Source organism: Streptomyces sp. 2P-4 (assembly GCF_030167965.1).
In the GTDB taxonomy this organism is placed as follows: domain Bacteria; phylum Actinomycetota; class Actinomycetes; order Streptomycetales; family Streptomycetaceae; genus Streptomyces; species Streptomyces globosus_A.
The window spans coordinates 4,932,547-4,947,140 of record NZ_CP095011.1 but is presented as its reverse complement, the minus strand read 5'-3'; the positions used below and the strand labels follow the sequence as shown (position 1 = coordinate 4,947,140).

The following is a 14,594-nucleotide window of genomic DNA, read 5'->3' as shown; positions in this document are numbered from 1 at the left end:
AAGGAGGGCCCTCCGATGCGTCCCATCCGCCGACCGGACGCCGTCCTCGTACAAGCCGTGATCGCCGGCGCCCTGTCCTTCGCTCACCTCCACGACCTGGCTGCGGCTGCCGGACAGTCCGGTTGGAAGGCCTGGGCCTATCCGGTCTCCGTGGACCTCCTGCTCGTCGCCGCCTGGCACCGGCTGCGGACCTCGCGGGCTGCCGGTGTGCCTGCCCGCTCGGCCTGGACGTGGTTCATGGTCGCCCTGGCCGCGTCGCTCGGTGCGAACGTCGCCACCGCCGGTCTCCTCGACCTCGGCCACGTCCCCGCCTGGCTGCGCATCCTCGTCGCGGGCTGGCCCGCCCTCGCGTTCCTCGGCGGCACCCTCCTTGTCCACTCGCCTGGGCATCCGGTGGTCGCGCCGGTCGAACCCGACACGGCCGCCGAGGAGCCCTCGGCCGTGGAAGCCGTCATCGAGCGGGATGACCCAGCCGAGCCTGAGCCGGAGATCGGCGCCGCACCGGCCCTCCCCTCGCCGAAGCCGGAGCCGGTCCCGGAACCTGCACCGGAGCCCGAACCCGCCCCCGTCGCCGTACCGCCGGCGCTCGTCGCTCACGCCCGGAAGGTCGCCGACGACTACCGCGCCCGCACCGGCTACCCGATCGACGCCGACACCCTGCGCGCCCGCCTCGGCGTCCCGCCCCTGATGGCCAACGCCATCGCCGCCCAACTCACCTGAGAAGGAGATCGACCATGCGTGACTCGACCCGGCACGCCCTGGAGCGCGCCGCCGAACTGACGCGGAACAACCGCCTGGTGGAAGCCATGGCCACCGCCGAGCCGGTGATCACCGCCGCCGACGAGTACGAGTCGGCCGAGATCCGTCAGTGGCTCATCGACCACGCCGACGACTTCACCGGCGAGGCCTGAGCGATGGCCGCTCGCGACCACTTCCACTCCGTGATGCGGATCGGTCCGGTGCAGATCGGCACCCACCGCGACCGCCACGGCCGCACCAAGTACGCCGCCGTGTGCACGTCCGACGGCTGCGGCTGGTCCACCGAGTACTCCAGTTCCTCGGCCGCCCAGCTCGCCGCCCGAACCCACCGCTGCAAGCCCCGCTGACCTCGAAGGAGTCCCGCGTCATGGACGTTCCGCTCTGGCTCGCCCTGATCGTCGTCGGCGGCCTCGGCATCAAGCTCATCCGCCCACCCTGGTGGCTCGTCGCCGTGATCCTCCTCGGCGGCTACCTCCTAGCCGACAGCGTCCTCGCCCCGCTCATCGACAGCACGATCAACAAGTAGGGAAAACCGTCATGTTCCGGCCGCGCATCCCGGTCAACCCGCTCCCGACCGGCATCGTCACCCCGCTCGTCCACCCGACCGCCAGCGGCGACATCGAGCCCCACCACACCGCCCACGCGGCGGCCTGCAACCACCACCACGCCCCGGCCCCTGCTCCGGTCCCGGCGCAGTCCTCCGCCCTGCGCCTCACCCCGGCCGGCCTGGCTGTCGTCGTCGCCAGCGGCGTCGGAGCTGTCCTCGTCGTCGGCACGGTCCTGGTCTCCATGCTCCTCGCCGTCGCCGTCAGCTCCGCCTCGGTCGCCGTCTGCGCCGTCGTTCTGCGCTCGCTCCTCAACGGCCAGCAAAGGCACCGCTAGTCGGGCCTCCGGGCGGCTCAACCGCCAAGTCTCCGCCGCCCGGAAGCCCCGCTCCTACCCAGCTCGCAGAACCAGAAGGAAGCACTCCATGATGACCGTCCCAGCTGCCTCGTCGGCGGGGTTCGACACCGCCACCCTGGGCGACATGCTCCAAGTGGCCGGGTCCCCCGACTTCGACCGCTGGAAGGAGCAGATCCACCGAACCGGTGGCTGCTCCCACCCCATCCACCTCCAGGGCTGGACCCTCACCCGGGACAAGACCACCGGCGAGACCCTCCACCGCTACTCCACCGACACCGAACCGGGCGGACGGCTCCGGATCGCCTGCGGCAACCGCCGGGCCTCCCGCTGCCCCGCCTGCGCGTGGACGTACGCGGGCGACACCTACCACCTCATCCGCGCCGGCCTCGCCGGTGACAACGCCCGGGACATCCCGGCCGCCGTCTGCGAGTACCCCCGCGTCTTCCTCACCCTCACCGCCCCGTCCTTCGGCCCGGTCCACAACCGCCCCGGCACCCGTCCCTGCCGCTGCGGCACCCGCCACCCCGAAGACGCCGCCGAACTGGGCACCCCGCTCGACCCCGACGCGTACGACTACGCCGCCGCCGTCCTCTTCAACAACCACGCCGGACAGCTCTGGCAGAGGTTCACGAACCGTCTCCGTCGGGAGATCGCCGCTACGGCTGGCCTCTCTCAGCGGGAGCTGAAGGCTGTCGCCCGGATCTCGTACGGGAAGGTCGCCGAGTTCCAGAAGCGGGGCGCCGTCCACTTCCACGCCGTCGTCCGCATCGACGGCCCGGACGGTCCCGACTCCCCGCCTCCGTCGTGGGCGACCACCGACCGCCTCACCGATGCCATCCGCGCCGCCGCCACCCACGCATACACGACCGTCACCGTCCCCGCCGCTGGCGATCAGCCGTTACGTCGCCTCCGCTGGGGCACCCAGCTCGACATCCGGCCCGTGAAGGCATTCGGCGACGGCTCCGACATCACCGAACAGGCCGTCGCCTCCTACATCGCCAAGTACTCCACCAAAGCCGCCGAGACCACCGGCAGCCTCGACCGCCGCATCGGCAACCGTGAGGCCCTGGTCCTCCTCGGCGTCCCTGACCACACCCGCCGCCTCGTCGAAGCCTGCTTCGACCTCGACCCGCTCTACCCCGAGCGCCGCCTCCTCGCCTGGGCCCACATGCTCGGCTTCCGGGGCCACTTCTCCACCAAGTCCCGGCAGTACTCCACCACCCTGAGCGAGCTCCGCCAGACCCGCGCCGACTACCGCGCCGCCCAGGAGCGCACCGCCCGCGGCCTGGACGACATCGAGCCGGACACCGTTCTCGTCCTCACCTCTTGGACGTACGCCGGCCAGGGCCACTCCCCCGGCGAGGCCGCCCTCGCCGCCTCCATCGCCCGGGACATCCAGCTCAACCGCGAAACCGCCCGTGAAGCCCTACGCGACCAACTCGTCCTGGAAGGAGCACCCGCATGACCGGCCGACTGCTAACCGTGGGCCAGGCCGCCGAACTCCTCGGCACCAGCGAGAGGTTTCCGCGTCGGCTCATCGCCGAGCGCCGGATCGTCTTCGTCAAGGTGGGGCGGCATGTCCGCATTCCTGAGCGGGCCCTGGAGGAATTCGTCGTCGCCCACACCGTCCAGCCGATCACCACTCGCCGGCGATTCGCGGCGGTGGCCTGATGGCGAACAGCAAAGGAAAGCGGCGACGCTTCGGTGCCGTGCGCAAGCTGCCCTCAGGGCGGTTCCAGGCTCGCTATCAGGGGCCGGACGGGCTGACGCGATCCGCGCCCGAGACGTTCGCCTCGCAGACCGATGCCGATCGGTGGCTCGTCCGCAAGGAAGCAGAGATCATCGACGGCAAGTGGAAGAACCCGGACGACAAGGTTCTCTTCGGGGTGTACGCCGAGGCCTGGTTCAAAGAGCGCGACTACGCGGCCACCACCCGCGAACGCAACGGCAGCGCGCTGCGGCTCCACATCCTGCCGACCTTCGCGGACGTAGTTCTGAGTGAGATCACCACACCCCAGATCCGTCGCTGGCGTGCCGGCCTCCTGGAGTCGGGTGTCGGTGAGACGACGGTGGCCAAGGCGTACCAGATCCTCCGGGCCATCATGAACACTGCGGTCGACGACGAGCTGATCCAGCGCAACCCCTGCCGCATCAAGGGCGCCGGAGTGGCCAAGACGGCTGAGCGGCCGTTCCTCGACGTCGCCGAGGTCTTCAAGCTCGCTGACGCCGTGCCGGCGCGCTTCCAGGTGTTCATCCTGCTGGCAGCCTTCACCGGGCTCCGCTTCGGTGAGCTTGCCGCGCTTCAGCGCCACGACGTCGACATCGAACGACAAACCGTCGCCGTGCGGCGTTCCCTGGCCGAGACCCGGACGGACGGCATCCTGGTCAAGACACCCAAGAGCGCGGCCGGTGTGCGCACCGTTGCCTTTCCGGCCTCGCTGGCGGAAGCCTTGGCGACTCATCTCGCCGTCTACGCTGAGCCGGGTCGGACCGGGCTGGTCTTCACCGGAGCCCGCGGTGGGCAGCTGCGGCGGAACAACTTCCGCCGGCTGTGGTTGAAAGCCCTGAAGACCGCCGGCCTCCGCGACGTCCACTTCCACGATCTGCGCCATACCGGTAACACCCTCGCCGCGACCGGCGGCGCCACGACGCGTGAGCTGATGCAGCGGATGGGGCACTCGTCCGTGCGGGCCGCGCTGATCTATCAGCACCTGGTGAACGGGCGTGACCACGCCATCGCCGCCCACGTCGACGAGCAGATCAAGAAGGTCCGGCCGGACGAGTCCGGCGACGCATCTGGCACGTAACTGGCACGACGCCCCTCCGCCGCCCTCCCGGCCAGGAAACGAACAAGGCCCAGATCCCCGGTTCAGTACCGGTGACCTGGGCCTTTGTCGTGCTACCTGCTGGTGGGCGCGGACGGTTTCGAACCGCCGACATCTGCTTTGTAAGAGCAGCGCTCTACCCCTGAGCTACGCACCCGTGGACGAGCCGACAGCCTACATGGCGGGCGCACCCCCCACGCAAACCCGTTCGCTGGGGGAGAATGGAGCGGGGCACGGTGGCGGCGGTACGGGAGAGGGATTGTGACGACGGCATCCCGGCGGTGGTTCGGCGGGCGGGGAGACAGTCGCAGGGCGGATGCCCAGGCGGCCAAGGATGCCGCGGCGGCGGCGTTCTACGAGCTGGACACCGCGCAGCGGGATCTGCGGATCTCGCTGGAGACGATTGCCGCCGGTGACGGTTCGCCCGCGGCGCGGCAGGCGGCCGAGGCGTTCGCCGCGCTGGGGCAGCGGATCGACGAGGCCAGCCATGTGTACATCGAGGCGGTCGACGCGCACGACCTGGACCGGCCCGAGCTGGACGGGGCCGTGGCGGGGCGGGCGCGGGAGGAGCTGACGCGGGCGCGCGACGGGCTGGTCCGCGTGAAGGGCGAGCTGGACCGCTTCGCGCAGGGCATCCAGCCGCTGCTGGACCGGGCGGAGACGCAGCTGGCGCGGGTCGTGCCGGCCCGGGAGCGGGCGAAGGCAGCACTGCTTGCGGCGAGCACGGCGCTGGACGAGGTGCGTGCCCGCGGGATGCGGGCGGACGAGTTCGCGGCACGGCTGGCGGCGCTCGCGCCGGAGCTGACCCTGCTCAACCAGGGCGCGGCGCGGCACGGCGTGCAGGAGACGGTGCAGCGCGCGGACCGGATCCTGCGCGACGCCGAGGGGATACGGGCCGAGCTGGAGCGGCTGCCGGAGCGGGCGGCGGAGATCGACCGGCGGCTGGTCAGCCTGCGGACGCGGGCCCAGGCGCTGCGCAACCGGGCGGACCGGGTGGACCCGGTGCTGAGCGAGCTGCGCCGGAGGTTCTCGGCGGCGTGCTGGCAGGACCTCCAGCAGGTGCCGGAGCAGGCGGTGCAGGACGTGGGGCGGGCCGAGCAGGAGCTGGTCAGGGCGGCGCAGGCCCGCGAGGAGCAGCGGTGGGGTGACGTCGCGACGCTGATTGAGGCGGTGAGGTCCGCCCTGGACTCGACCGACGAGGCCGTGTCGGCGGCGCAGGACCGGCTGACCCGGCTGGAGGCGGTGGCCCGGGACCCGCAGGCGGAGGTGCAGCGGACGCGTTTCGCGATCCGGGATGCGCAGCGCCTGGCGATGGAGGGTCGCAGTGTGCCGGATCCCCGGCATGCGGGTCCGCTGGACCAGTCGGTGGCCCGGGTGGACCGTGCGGTGGCGTCCCTGGAGGGCCGGCACCCCGATTACTGGCACTTTCTCCGGGAGATGGAGGAGGTCCGGGCGGCGGTCGGCCGGGTGGTCGCCGACATGCGGGGCCGCCGCGGCGCCAACGGCTGAACCGGCCGGGCCGGCTGGACGGCAGGGGCGCGGGTCGCTGCCGAGCGGTGGGTGCGGGCCGCTTCCGGGTCCGGGCGGTCGCCTGCTGCGTGCAGGGTCGCCGGCCGGGATGCGGCTGGGGCGCCCCGCGCTCCGGGGGCCCGTCTGGGTGGGGTTGTCCGGGCATGGGTGGCGGCGGATGCTGGAGGGGCAGGGTCGGAGCTGAGGAGGGCGTCATGGCTGCCCATACGTTTCGCAGGGGGCGCAAGGAGCGCGGCGTACGGGGGCGGCAGGCGGCGCCCGCGTCTTCGTCCGTGGTGCACGAGGTCTATGCCCCGCATGCGGCGTACGGGTGTCATGAGGCGCACGAGAACTATGCGCCCTACACACCCCATGAGGACGCCGGGCAGCGGGCGCACAAGGTCGGGCACAAGCTGCTGCACCGGATGACGCATCCGGTCGAGGCGCAGCTCGACGAGCACCTGCCCGCCGACCACAAGCTCATCACCGTGTACCGGGTCGGTGCCGGGCTGACCGGGCTGCTGCTGGTGGTGTTCGGGGTGCTGGGGTTGATCGACCGTATCGGCTTCTTCGACACCGGCGGCGACACCGTCCTCTCCCTGAACACCAACGGGGCGCTCAGCGTCCTGTCGATCTGTGTCGGGCTGCTGCTGTTCGCCGGGATGGTGATCGGCGGGAACTTCGCGTCGACGTTGAACATCACGCTCGGGCTGGCGTTCATCGCGAGCGGGTTCGTGAACCTGGCGCTGCTGGACACCGAGCTGAACTTCCTCGCCTTCGAGATCCAGAACGTGTTGTTCAGCTTCGTCGTCGGCGTGATGTTGATGTGGTTCGGGATGTACGGGCGGGTGGGCAGCGCCCTGCCCCACGACAATCCGTACTGGCGGGCCCGCCATCCCGAGCAGGCCGCCAGGGAGGATCGGGCCCGGGAGCGGGCGCGGGCCCGGCTCCAGGCCCGCCACGGGCTGTAGCCTCCCGCTGCCTCCCGCCGCCTGCGCCGCCTCGGTAGCCTTGGCCCATGCCCCGTTACGAATTCCGCTGCCGGACCTGCGACGACACCTTCGTGGTGAGCCGTCCCATGGCCGAGTCGTCCGCTCCCGCCGACTGCCCCGCCGGTCATTCCGACACCGTCAAGCTGCTCTCCGCCGTCGCCGTGGGCGGGACCAGCAGTGCCCCCGCCCCGTCGGGCGGGGGCGGGGGCTGCTGCGGCGGCGGGGGCTGCTGCTGATCCCGGCCCCAAGGCCGGCCCGGCACGGCCCCCGGAGTCCGTCAGCGCTTGCGCGACAGCGTCAGGCCGTCGGAGATCGCCAGCAGTACGGACTCCATGCGCGAGTCGGCGGCGACGTGGTCGTTGAAGGCGCGCACGGCCGCCGCCGCGCCCGTCGCCGCCTCGTCCACGACCCTCCCGTGGAAGAGGGTGTTGTCGGTGACGACGAGCCCGCCGGTCCGCATCCGCGGGACGAGTTCCTCCCAGTACGCGATCTGGCTCTCCTTGTCGGCGTCGACGTACGCGAGGTCGATGTGCGGTTCCTGCGGCATCGCCCGGAGCGTCTCCAGCGCGGGGGCGATCCGCAGGTCGATGCGGTCGGCGACGCCGGCCTCCGCCCAGGCCTCGCGCCCGTACGCCGTCCACTCCTCGGAGACGTCGCAGGCGACGATGGCGCCGTCCTCCGGGAGGGCCTGTGCCATGGCGAGGGTGGAGAAGCCGGTGAAGGTGCCGATCTCCACCACGTGCCGGGCGCCGGTCAGCCGGACGAGGAACGCCAGCAGCGGCCCCTGCTCCTCCGCGGACTGCATGCCGGCGACGTCGGGGAACTCGGCGTAGGTCCGCTCCACCAGCTTCGCGGCGACCGGGTCGAGCGGCGGGTTGTGGTCGAGCATGTACCGGTACAGCTCGTCCGTGATCTTCGTACTGTTGCCCTTGGTCATGGGGCCAGTGTCCCGGCTGCGGCCGCCTTCCGGGTGAACGCCCGCACGATTTCCTCCCCGGCCGCGACTCCGCGTTCCGCGAGCGCCGTCACCGTCGGCGCCGTCCAGCCGCAGTCGGCCAGTTCGCCGTGGCCGGGCCTCCAGGCGGCGTCCGCCGCGAGCAGCAGGTCCGCGTCCAGCAGGGAGTCCCCGGCGGCGAGGGTGGTGGTCGCGCCGGTGCGGCGGGCCACTTCGCGCATCGCGGCGCTCTTCGTCAGCGGCCGCGGCACCGCGTACACCTTGCGGCCCTGGAGGGAGACGGTCCAGCCGCGGGCCTCGGCCCAGTCTGCCAGCGACTTGATCCACTCGTCGGGTACCCGTTCGCGTTCGACGACGAGGTAGGCGAAGAGGTCCTCCGCGACACGCGCCTTGCGCAGCCACGCCGGGTCGGCGGCCGCCAGCAGGTGGCCGTGCACCTCCTCCAGCGGGGCGCACTCCTCGGCGAGGCGGGCCGCGACCTGCCGCCGCCAGTCCCGGTCCGGTACGCCGTCCACCAGCAGCTGCCCGCCGTTCGCGCAGATCGCGTACCGGGCGGGGCGGCCGGGGAAGCGGATGCGCTGGTACTGCTTGCGCGTGCGGGTCGTGGTCGGGACGAACACCACCCCGGGGTCGGCGGTCAGTTCGGCGAGGAGTGCGGCCGCCGCCTCGGTCATGTAGGACAGCGGGCGGCTCTCGTGGACCTCGACGCACAGCAGCCGCGGGGCTGCCGCGTCGGGCATGGTGAGGGCGAGCGCCGCCGCCGAGTAGATGAGGGTGCGGTCGAGGTCGCTGGCTACCAGGACGGTCACTTGGAGGCCACAGCCTTTCCGTCGGCGCCGGTGGCGCCGCGCGTGTATCGGGGGTGGATGAGTCCCACGCACGTGTAGGGCAGCCCGTCGACCTCTTCCACCGGTACGCCGCGCTGCTCGGCGAGCAGCCGTACGTGGGCCAGGTCGGCTCCGGCGCCGCGCCGGGCCAGGATCTTCCAGGGCACGCGCCGCAGCAGCACGCGGGTGGTCTCGCCGACTCCGGGCTTGACCAGGTTCACGTCGTGGATGCCGTACTCCTCGCTGATCCGCTCCACGGCCGCCCAGCCCTCCCAGGTCGGCGTGCGGTCGGCCGCCAGGAGCTCCTTGACGTCGGCGGCGACGGTGTCGGCCACCTCGTCGAAGCAGGCGGCGACGGTGTCGACGAAGTCGGCGGACACGTCGGCCCCGGCGAGTTCGCGGTAGAACTTCGCGCCGTGGAAGTCGCCGGGCCCGACCAGGTCGTCTCGCAGCACGGTACGCGACACCAGGCCGGAGACGGTGGAGTTGAGGCAGGCGGAGGGGATGAGGAAGTCCTCGCGGGTGCCGTACGTGGAGACGCACGAGCCGGGGTCGGCGAGGACGACGACGTCCCCGTCGAACTCCGCGGCGCCGGGGCCCTCCTGGTCGCGGTACGCGCGCAGTGCGGCGGCGAGTTCGCGGGTGATGGCGCCCTTGCCGGTCCAGCCGTCGACGAACACCACGTCGGCCGGGTCGTGCCGGGCGGCCAGCCAGCGCAGCGCGTTGGCGTCGATGCCGCGGCCGCGGACGATGGAGACGGCGTAGTGCGGCAGGTCCAGGCCGTGCCGGGCGGCCGCCCAGCGGCGCATGAGCACGCCGACGGGCGTCCCGGCACGGGCCAGCGACACCAGGACCGGGGAGGGGGAGCGCTCGGCGAGGACGGTCTCGGTGACGGTGCCGACGGCCCGGGCGATGCGGGCGGCGGAGCCGGCGAGCGCGCTGCGGTACAGCTCCTGGTACTGCGGCGACGGCTGGTACTCGACGGGCAGGGACTCGGCGTAGTGGGCGCCGCCGGCCTGGATGGCCTCCTCGCGCTCTTCGGTCGGGGCCTCCAGGGCGACGTCGGAGAGGTCCTGGAGGAGCCAGCCGACGTCCTCGGGGGCGTACGAGGAGAAGGCGGGGCCGCGCAGCGGCTCGGACATGGTCGGCTCCTGCCGGTCGGCGGTGGCGGGGGTGGCGGGCCCGGCCGCGCCGACGGGGCGGCGGGCGGGGACGACGGCGAGCAGGACGCGGCCGGCGTGCGGGGCGAGGCGGGCGAGGAGCCCGTCGGGGGCGTGCAGGGCGGCGGTGTCGCCGTGGCTGTCCACGACGGCGACGACGGTGTCGAAGCCGGCGCCGGCGACGTTGTAGGCGTAGCGGTCGCCGGGCCCGTCGGCCGGGGCGTCGTGGGCGGGGAAGACGAGCCGGGTGCGGATCGCGTAGCCGGGGTCGTCGACGGCGAGGACGGGTGAGCGGGTCGTGGTGGAGAAGCGGACCTCGCGGGCGGCGCCGGACTCCTCCAGGGCGCGGGCGAGGCGCAGCGGCGCGTACATGAGCTCCTCGCTGCCGAGGACGAGGACACGGCCGGGTTCGGGGCCGAGGGCCGCGGCGAGCTGCCCCGCGAGCCGCGGCAGGGACGCCTCCAGCAGGGCGCGGTGGGCGGGGGTGAAGCCGTGGCGGCCGCCGTCGGGCAGGGCGGCGGGCCAGTCGAGGCGGACGCGTACGGCGGCCCCGGCGCCCGGGCGGGAGGCGGTGGCGGCCTCGGCCGCATCAGCCGCGCGGGCCTCAGCCGCAGCCGGAGCCGCACCTGCGTCACCCGCCGCGTTCGCACCACCCGGCGCGCCCGCGCCCCGCTGCTCGTACTCGGCGACGAGGGCCTGCCCGCGCGCCAGCACCCCCTCGGGCAGGTGCACCGTCCCGGAGGCGAGGGCCAGCAGGTCCACGCGGGCGCCGATGTCGGCGGCGAACGCGGCGAGGCGCTCGCGGTCGGCCGGGGAGCGGACGTCGACGAGGGCGACGACGACGTAGTGGGTGCGCGGGTTGCGGGAGTGCAGGTCGCGGATGGTGTTGAGGACCGTGCTGCCGGTGGAGAACTCGTCGTCGACGAGGACGAGCGGCCCGCTGCCGGCGAGCAGCTGCGGGTCCTCGGGCAGCAGCAGGTGCGAGGTGGCGTGGGAGTGGCTCTCCTCGAAGCCGCCGGACGCGGCCAGGCCGGGTACGGGGCGGCGGGTGGAGTGCAGGTAGGGGGCGGCGCCGAGGCCGTCGGCGACACAGTGGCCGAGGCCGGTGGCGGTTTCGGCGTAGCCGAGGACGACCGCGGTGGCGGGGTCCTCGCCGGAGGCGTCGAGGAGGGCGCGGACCCGCTCGCCGAGGCCGTGCCCGGCGGCGTAGACGGCCTGCGGGGACTGGGGGACGTGCTTGCCGAGGACGTTCGAGACGAGCAGGTGGGCCCGCTTGGGGTTGCGCCGCAGGGCGAGGCCCAGGAGTGCCTCCAGCCGTGGCGCCCCGGGGTCGCCGGAGGCTCCTTCCAGGCGTACGCCCAGCCGGTCCGCCACCCAGGTTCCCGACCACACCGCGTCGATCGTCTTGCCTTTCTCCGTGGCCGGGGCGGTCAATGCCGCCGGCCTTGCCTGCCGGTGCGCACGGGTTGCGCGCGCCGGATCCGCCCGTCCGTCCGCCACGGCCGGCTCACACCTGGAGTCCGGCGGTGAGCAGGTCGACGAAGCCGACGTTCTCCTTCGCCACCCCGAAGGCCTCGGCGCGCTGCAGGGTGCGCTCGGCCCAGGCCCGGTGGGGCTTCACCTCGTTCATCTTGTTCGTGTACGCGGAGCGCATGACGCCGCCGCCGCCGCGCTCGGGGCGCAGGATGTCCTGGGCGTCGCTGAACTCCTCGTGGGAGACGACGGACAGGGCGTGCACGGGGGTGGTGTGGGCGGGGTGGATGCAGGTCTTGCCGAGGAGGCCGTTGGCGCGGTCGAGTTCGATCTCGCGGAGCAGGCCGTCCAGGTCGTGTTCGATGAGGGCGGTGCGCAGTTCCTCGACGCCTTCCTCCAGGAAGGGGCTGCGGCGCAGCTGCGGCTTGAAGAGGCGCTGCTGGCGGCGGAAGTACTCCCAGACGGGGCCGGTGACGGTGAAGCCGGTGCCGTCGGCGCGGCTGAGGACGTTGACGACGTCGGCGATGACCCCGGCGACGATCTGGATGTCGTACGCGGTCATGTCGGGGGTGCGGCGCAGCCCGTACGCGGAGCAGAAGTCGGTGACACCGAGGCGCAGGGCGAGGACGCGGTCGCGGTGGCGGCCGACGGTGCGGGAGATGCCGGCGAGGGCTTCGGCGCGGGTTTCGAGGTGGAGGAGGTCGGGGGTCTCCAGGACGGGCATCGCGTACAGCCGGGGGAGCCCGGTGCACTGCTCGGCGTCGGCGACGGCATCGAGGAAGGCGTTGCCGCGACTCTGCGTGAACTTGGGGAGTACGAATCCGGCCAGGAGGCGGGCGGAGGAGCCGAGGCGGCGGGCGAGGTCGGGGATCTGCTCGGGGGTGCGGACGCGGATGAAGAGCAGCGGCGGCTCGGTGCCGTCCGCGGCGCTGAGGGCGTCGAGGTCGGCGAACTGGCGGACGAGGTTGTCCTCGGCGTCGGCGACGTCGCCGTCGCTGATGGAATCCTCCAGGCAGAGGACCATGGAGACGACGCCGCGGTCGGCCTGCTTGCGGATGTCGGCGGCGAGCTTGGGGCGGGTGGCCGGGCTGTAGAGGGTGGCGCCGAGGGCGGCCGCGAGCAGGCGGGCGGGGGAGGCGGCGGTGAACTCGGCCGGCTCCTGGTGGAAGAGGTTCTCGCGAACCGCGGGCGATACGTGCCCAAAGTGACGCATGTGCTCTCCCGTGCTGGCTCTGCGGCCCAAGTGTGGCGTGGCCGGTAATAGTACGTACGAACGTCAGCCCGGAGTTCCTCGAGCACATGAAGTTCAGGTAACCCTCTTGCACATGCCCACCCGTTCCGGCGGGGACACGGGTGCTGCGGGGGGCCGCGTTGTTCCGCGCGGCCCCGGGAGGGCAGGATGGCGGGCATGACGCGCGCGATGCAGAAGGGCTCGAACATCCCGGTGACCTCGGTGGCGGTCCGGGCGGTGCTGCGCTGGACGGGCGGCGCCGATGTCCCGGACGTGGACGCCTCCGCCCTGCTGGTGGGCCCGGACGGCCGGGTGCGGTCGGACGAGGACTTCGTCTTCTACAACCAGCCCCGCCACCCCTCGGGGTCGGTGTGGCGCCTGGGCAAGAAGCAGGTCGGTGATGCGGTCACCGACGCGGTGCAGGCGGACCTGCGGGCGGTGCCGTCCGCGGTGGACCGGGTCCTGGTGGTCGCCTCCGCCGAGGACGTGCCCTTCGAGCGGGTACGGGACCTGCGGATCCTGCTGTACGACGCCACGGCGAGCGGCGGCGGCGAGCCGGTGGCCTACTTCGACGTGCGGCCCGAGACGGGCGCGGAGACGGCCCTGATCTGCGGCGAGCTGTACCGGCGGGGCGAAGCGTGGAAGTTCCGCGCCCTGGGCGAGGGCTATTCGGACGGCCTGGTGGGACTGGCGACGGACCACGGGATCTCGGTCGACGAGAATGCCGCCGAGAGCCCCGCGGACGGCGCGTCCGCGGCTGCCGGGGCTGCCGCGGGGGCGGGCCCTGCGGGGGCGGGCGCCGCCGACCCGGACCGGACGGCCGCGATGGCACCGCCGACGCCGCTGCCGCAGCAGCCGGCTCCGCCGACGCAGGCGCCGCCGGCCGCGCCGCCCGCGTACGGGTACCCGCAGCCGGTGTCCCCCGGGCCGGGCGCCGACCCGGCGTTCCGGCTGCCGGTGCAGGGCCCGCAGTTCATGCGCCGCTGAGCCCGCCCGCCGGGAACGCCGGCCGGGGCCGCGGTCGGCATTCCCGGCCCGGCCCCCTGACCGGCCCGCCGCCCCGCGGGCCGGTCAGGCCTTGGTCTTGTAGCCGCGCCCCCACTGCAGGCCCCACCCGTAGAGCCGGTCCAGTTCGGACTGGAAGCCGTACACGAACTTCACCTCCCGGCGGACGACCAGCTCGCCCTTGACGTGCTCGATCGAGACGACCGCGCAGGAGCGGGCCTCCGGCTGCCGCTCGTCCAGCGGGATCTCGATCCGCGGCCCGGTGCCCGGGTAGAGGGTGACCAGGGCGTTCGTCCGGTCGAAGGCGGGTGTCTGGTCGTAGATGTAGACGAACACGAGCAGCCGTTTGATGTCGTCGGCGTGGTCGAGGTTGACGTAGACCGTCTCCCCGGAGGGCGCCCCGAACCGGTCGTCGCCGCTGAGCTTGACGTACGGCGGGTCGTTGAGGTCGCCGAGCAGGTTGCCGAGGGGCTGGACGACGCCCCGGGTGCCGTCGGCGAGCTCGTACAGGCAGCCGATGTCGAGGTCGACGTTGACCATGCCCTGTGTGTGGGCCTGCACCATGTCCGGTTTGAACAGCTTGAACGGGTGCCTCAGGAGCCCGGCGCCCAGGCCTCCGCGGCCGCTGATGTCGGAGGAGCGCATTCGCCAGGAGAGGTTCACGCGCAGGTTGCCGTGGACCGCGCCCTGCTTGGTCAGCGACACCGTCGGGCGCCTGCGGGTCAGCTCGATCGCCGACGCGGGGCCGCCCGCGTCGAAGTCGAGGGCCCGGCTCCCCCTGATCCCGTCGAAGAATCCCATCCCCTGTCCCCCCTCTGTTCCCGGGATCCCCTGATCCCCTCGGTCTCGTCTGGTCGCGTCCGCGCCGCCCGCGCGGGGGCGGTCACGCGGACGGGGCGGCCCGCCGGGTCCGTGGACCCGGCGGGCCGCCCCGCAGTTGAGCGTTCCGCATTAC

The 14,594-nt window shown here is 73.1% G+C and carries 17 protein-coding genes and 1 tRNA gene; 12 read left to right on the top strand and 6 right to left on the bottom strand.

Features of this window, described 5'->3' with window-relative positions; all coding sequences use genetic code 11:
* Positions 1 to 15: 15 nt before the first annotated feature.
* The 8 genes from MUK52_RS21880 to MUK52_RS21845 all read left to right on the top strand — a co-directional run bounded on the left by MUK52_RS21880 (position 16) and on the right by MUK52_RS21845 (position 4,469).
* Positions 16 to 720, top strand: coding sequence for a DUF2637 domain-containing protein (locus MUK52_RS21880; RefSeq protein ID WP_284579336.1), 705 nt, complete (start codon positions 16 to 18; stop codon positions 718 to 720).
* Between the two features lie 14 nt (positions 721 to 734).
* On the top strand, positions 735 to 911 hold the full coding sequence (locus MUK52_RS21875; RefSeq protein ID WP_284579334.1) for a hypothetical protein: 177 nt from the start codon (positions 735 to 737) through the stop codon (positions 909 to 911).
* Between the two features lie 3 nt (positions 912 to 914).
* Entirely contained in the window at positions 915 to 1,106 is a 192-nt protein-coding gene (locus MUK52_RS21870; protein WP_240110302.1) for a mobile element transfer protein, read from the top strand.
* Between the two features lie 20 nt (positions 1,107 to 1,126).
* Positions 1,127 to 1,285, top strand: a complete 159-nt coding sequence (locus MUK52_RS21865; RefSeq protein WP_107058081.1) for a hypothetical protein — start codon at positions 1,127 to 1,129, stop codon at positions 1,283 to 1,285.
* 11 nt (positions 1,286 to 1,296) lie between these two features.
* The gene (locus MUK52_RS21860; RefSeq protein ID WP_284579325.1) at positions 1,297 to 1,641 is read left to right on the top strand and encodes a SpdD-like protein; all 345 of its coding nucleotides are present in this window, start codon (positions 1,297 to 1,299) and stop codon (positions 1,639 to 1,641) included.
* 88 nt (positions 1,642 to 1,729) lie between these two features.
* Entirely contained in the window at positions 1,730 to 3,127 is a 1,398-nt protein-coding gene (repSA, locus tag MUK52_RS21855) for a replication initiator protein RepSA (protein WP_284579322.1), read from the top strand.
* Complete coding sequence (locus MUK52_RS21850; RefSeq protein ID WP_284579320.1) at positions 3,124 to 3,333, top strand: excisionase family DNA-binding protein; 210 nt, start codon at positions 3,124 to 3,126, stop codon at positions 3,331 to 3,333. Before repSA ends, MUK52_RS21850 begins: the two co-directional genes overlap by 4 nt.
* Positions 3,333 to 4,469, top strand: a complete 1,137-nt coding sequence (locus MUK52_RS21845; protein WP_284579318.1) for a tyrosine-type recombinase/integrase — start codon at positions 3,333 to 3,335, stop codon at positions 4,467 to 4,469. The genes MUK52_RS21850 and MUK52_RS21845 overlap by 1 nt, the downstream gene beginning before the upstream one ends.
* Positions 4,470 to 4,569: 100 nt before the next feature.
* Here the strand turns inward: MUK52_RS21845 and MUK52_RS21840 are convergent.
* Positions 4,570 to 4,644: transfer RNA gene (locus tag MUK52_RS21840), tRNA-Val, on the bottom strand.
* Positions 4,645 to 4,748: 104 nt separating this feature from the next.
* Here MUK52_RS21840 and MUK52_RS21835 point away from each other — a divergent pair.
* The 3 genes from MUK52_RS21835 to MUK52_RS21825 all read left to right on the top strand — a co-directional run bounded on the left by MUK52_RS21835 (position 4,749) and on the right by MUK52_RS21825 (position 7,224).
* The gene (locus MUK52_RS21835; RefSeq protein ID WP_284579315.1) at positions 4,749 to 5,996 is read left to right on the top strand and encodes a coiled-coil domain-containing protein; all 1,248 of its coding nucleotides are present in this window, start codon (positions 4,749 to 4,751) and stop codon (positions 5,994 to 5,996) included.
* 425 nt (positions 5,997 to 6,421) lie between these two features.
* Positions 6,422 to 6,967 (top strand): DUF4383 domain-containing protein, encoded by a 546-nt coding sequence (locus MUK52_RS21830; RefSeq protein ID WP_114058893.1) that lies wholly within the window; start codon positions 6,422 to 6,424, stop codon positions 6,965 to 6,967.
* 47 nt (positions 6,968 to 7,014) lie between these two features.
* Entirely contained in the window at positions 7,015 to 7,224 is a 210-nt protein-coding gene (locus MUK52_RS21825; RefSeq protein WP_114057415.1) for an FmdB family zinc ribbon protein, read from the top strand.
* Positions 7,225 to 7,265: 41 nt separating this feature from the next.
* Here the strand turns inward: MUK52_RS21825 and MUK52_RS21820 are convergent, their stop codons facing one another.
* From MUK52_RS21820 to MUK52_RS21805, 4 genes are all read right to left on the bottom strand, one after another.
* The gene (locus tag MUK52_RS21820; RefSeq protein ID WP_114057416.1) at positions 7,266 to 7,925 is read right to left on the bottom strand and encodes an O-methyltransferase; all 660 of its coding nucleotides are present in this window, start codon (positions 7,923 to 7,925) and stop codon (positions 7,266 to 7,268) included.
* Complete coding sequence (locus MUK52_RS21815) at positions 7,922 to 8,752, bottom strand: HAD family hydrolase (RefSeq protein ID WP_114057417.1); 831 nt, start codon at positions 8,750 to 8,752, stop codon at positions 7,922 to 7,924. Before MUK52_RS21815 ends, MUK52_RS21820 begins: the two co-directional genes overlap by 4 nt.
* A complete protein-coding gene (locus tag MUK52_RS21810) occupies positions 8,749 to 11,331 on the bottom strand; it encodes a phosphoribosyltransferase (RefSeq protein WP_502963630.1) in 2,583 nt (860 codons plus the stop codon). The genes MUK52_RS21815 and MUK52_RS21810 overlap by 4 nt, the downstream gene beginning before the upstream one ends.
* A 106-nt stretch (positions 11,332 to 11,437) precedes the next feature.
* The gene (locus MUK52_RS21805) at positions 11,438 to 12,616 is read right to left on the bottom strand and encodes an HpcH/HpaI aldolase/citrate lyase family protein (protein ID WP_284579309.1); all 1,179 of its coding nucleotides are present in this window, start codon (positions 12,614 to 12,616) and stop codon (positions 11,438 to 11,440) included.
* A 195-nt stretch (positions 12,617 to 12,811) separates the two neighbouring features.
* Between MUK52_RS21805 and MUK52_RS21800 the strand changes: the two genes are divergently transcribed.
* Positions 12,812 to 13,621: a TerD family protein gene (locus MUK52_RS21800; protein WP_114057420.1), complete on the top strand. Its 810-nt coding sequence runs from the start codon at positions 12,812 to 12,814 to the stop codon at positions 13,619 to 13,621.
* 84 nt (positions 13,622 to 13,705) lie between these two features.
* On the opposite strand, the gene MUK52_RS21795 is transcribed toward MUK52_RS21800, so the two are convergent.
* Positions 13,706 to 14,440: a TerD family protein gene (locus tag MUK52_RS21795; protein ID WP_114057421.1), complete on the bottom strand. Its 735-nt coding sequence runs from the start codon at positions 14,438 to 14,440 to the stop codon at positions 13,706 to 13,708.
* Positions 14,441 to 14,594: the final 154 nt, after the last annotated feature.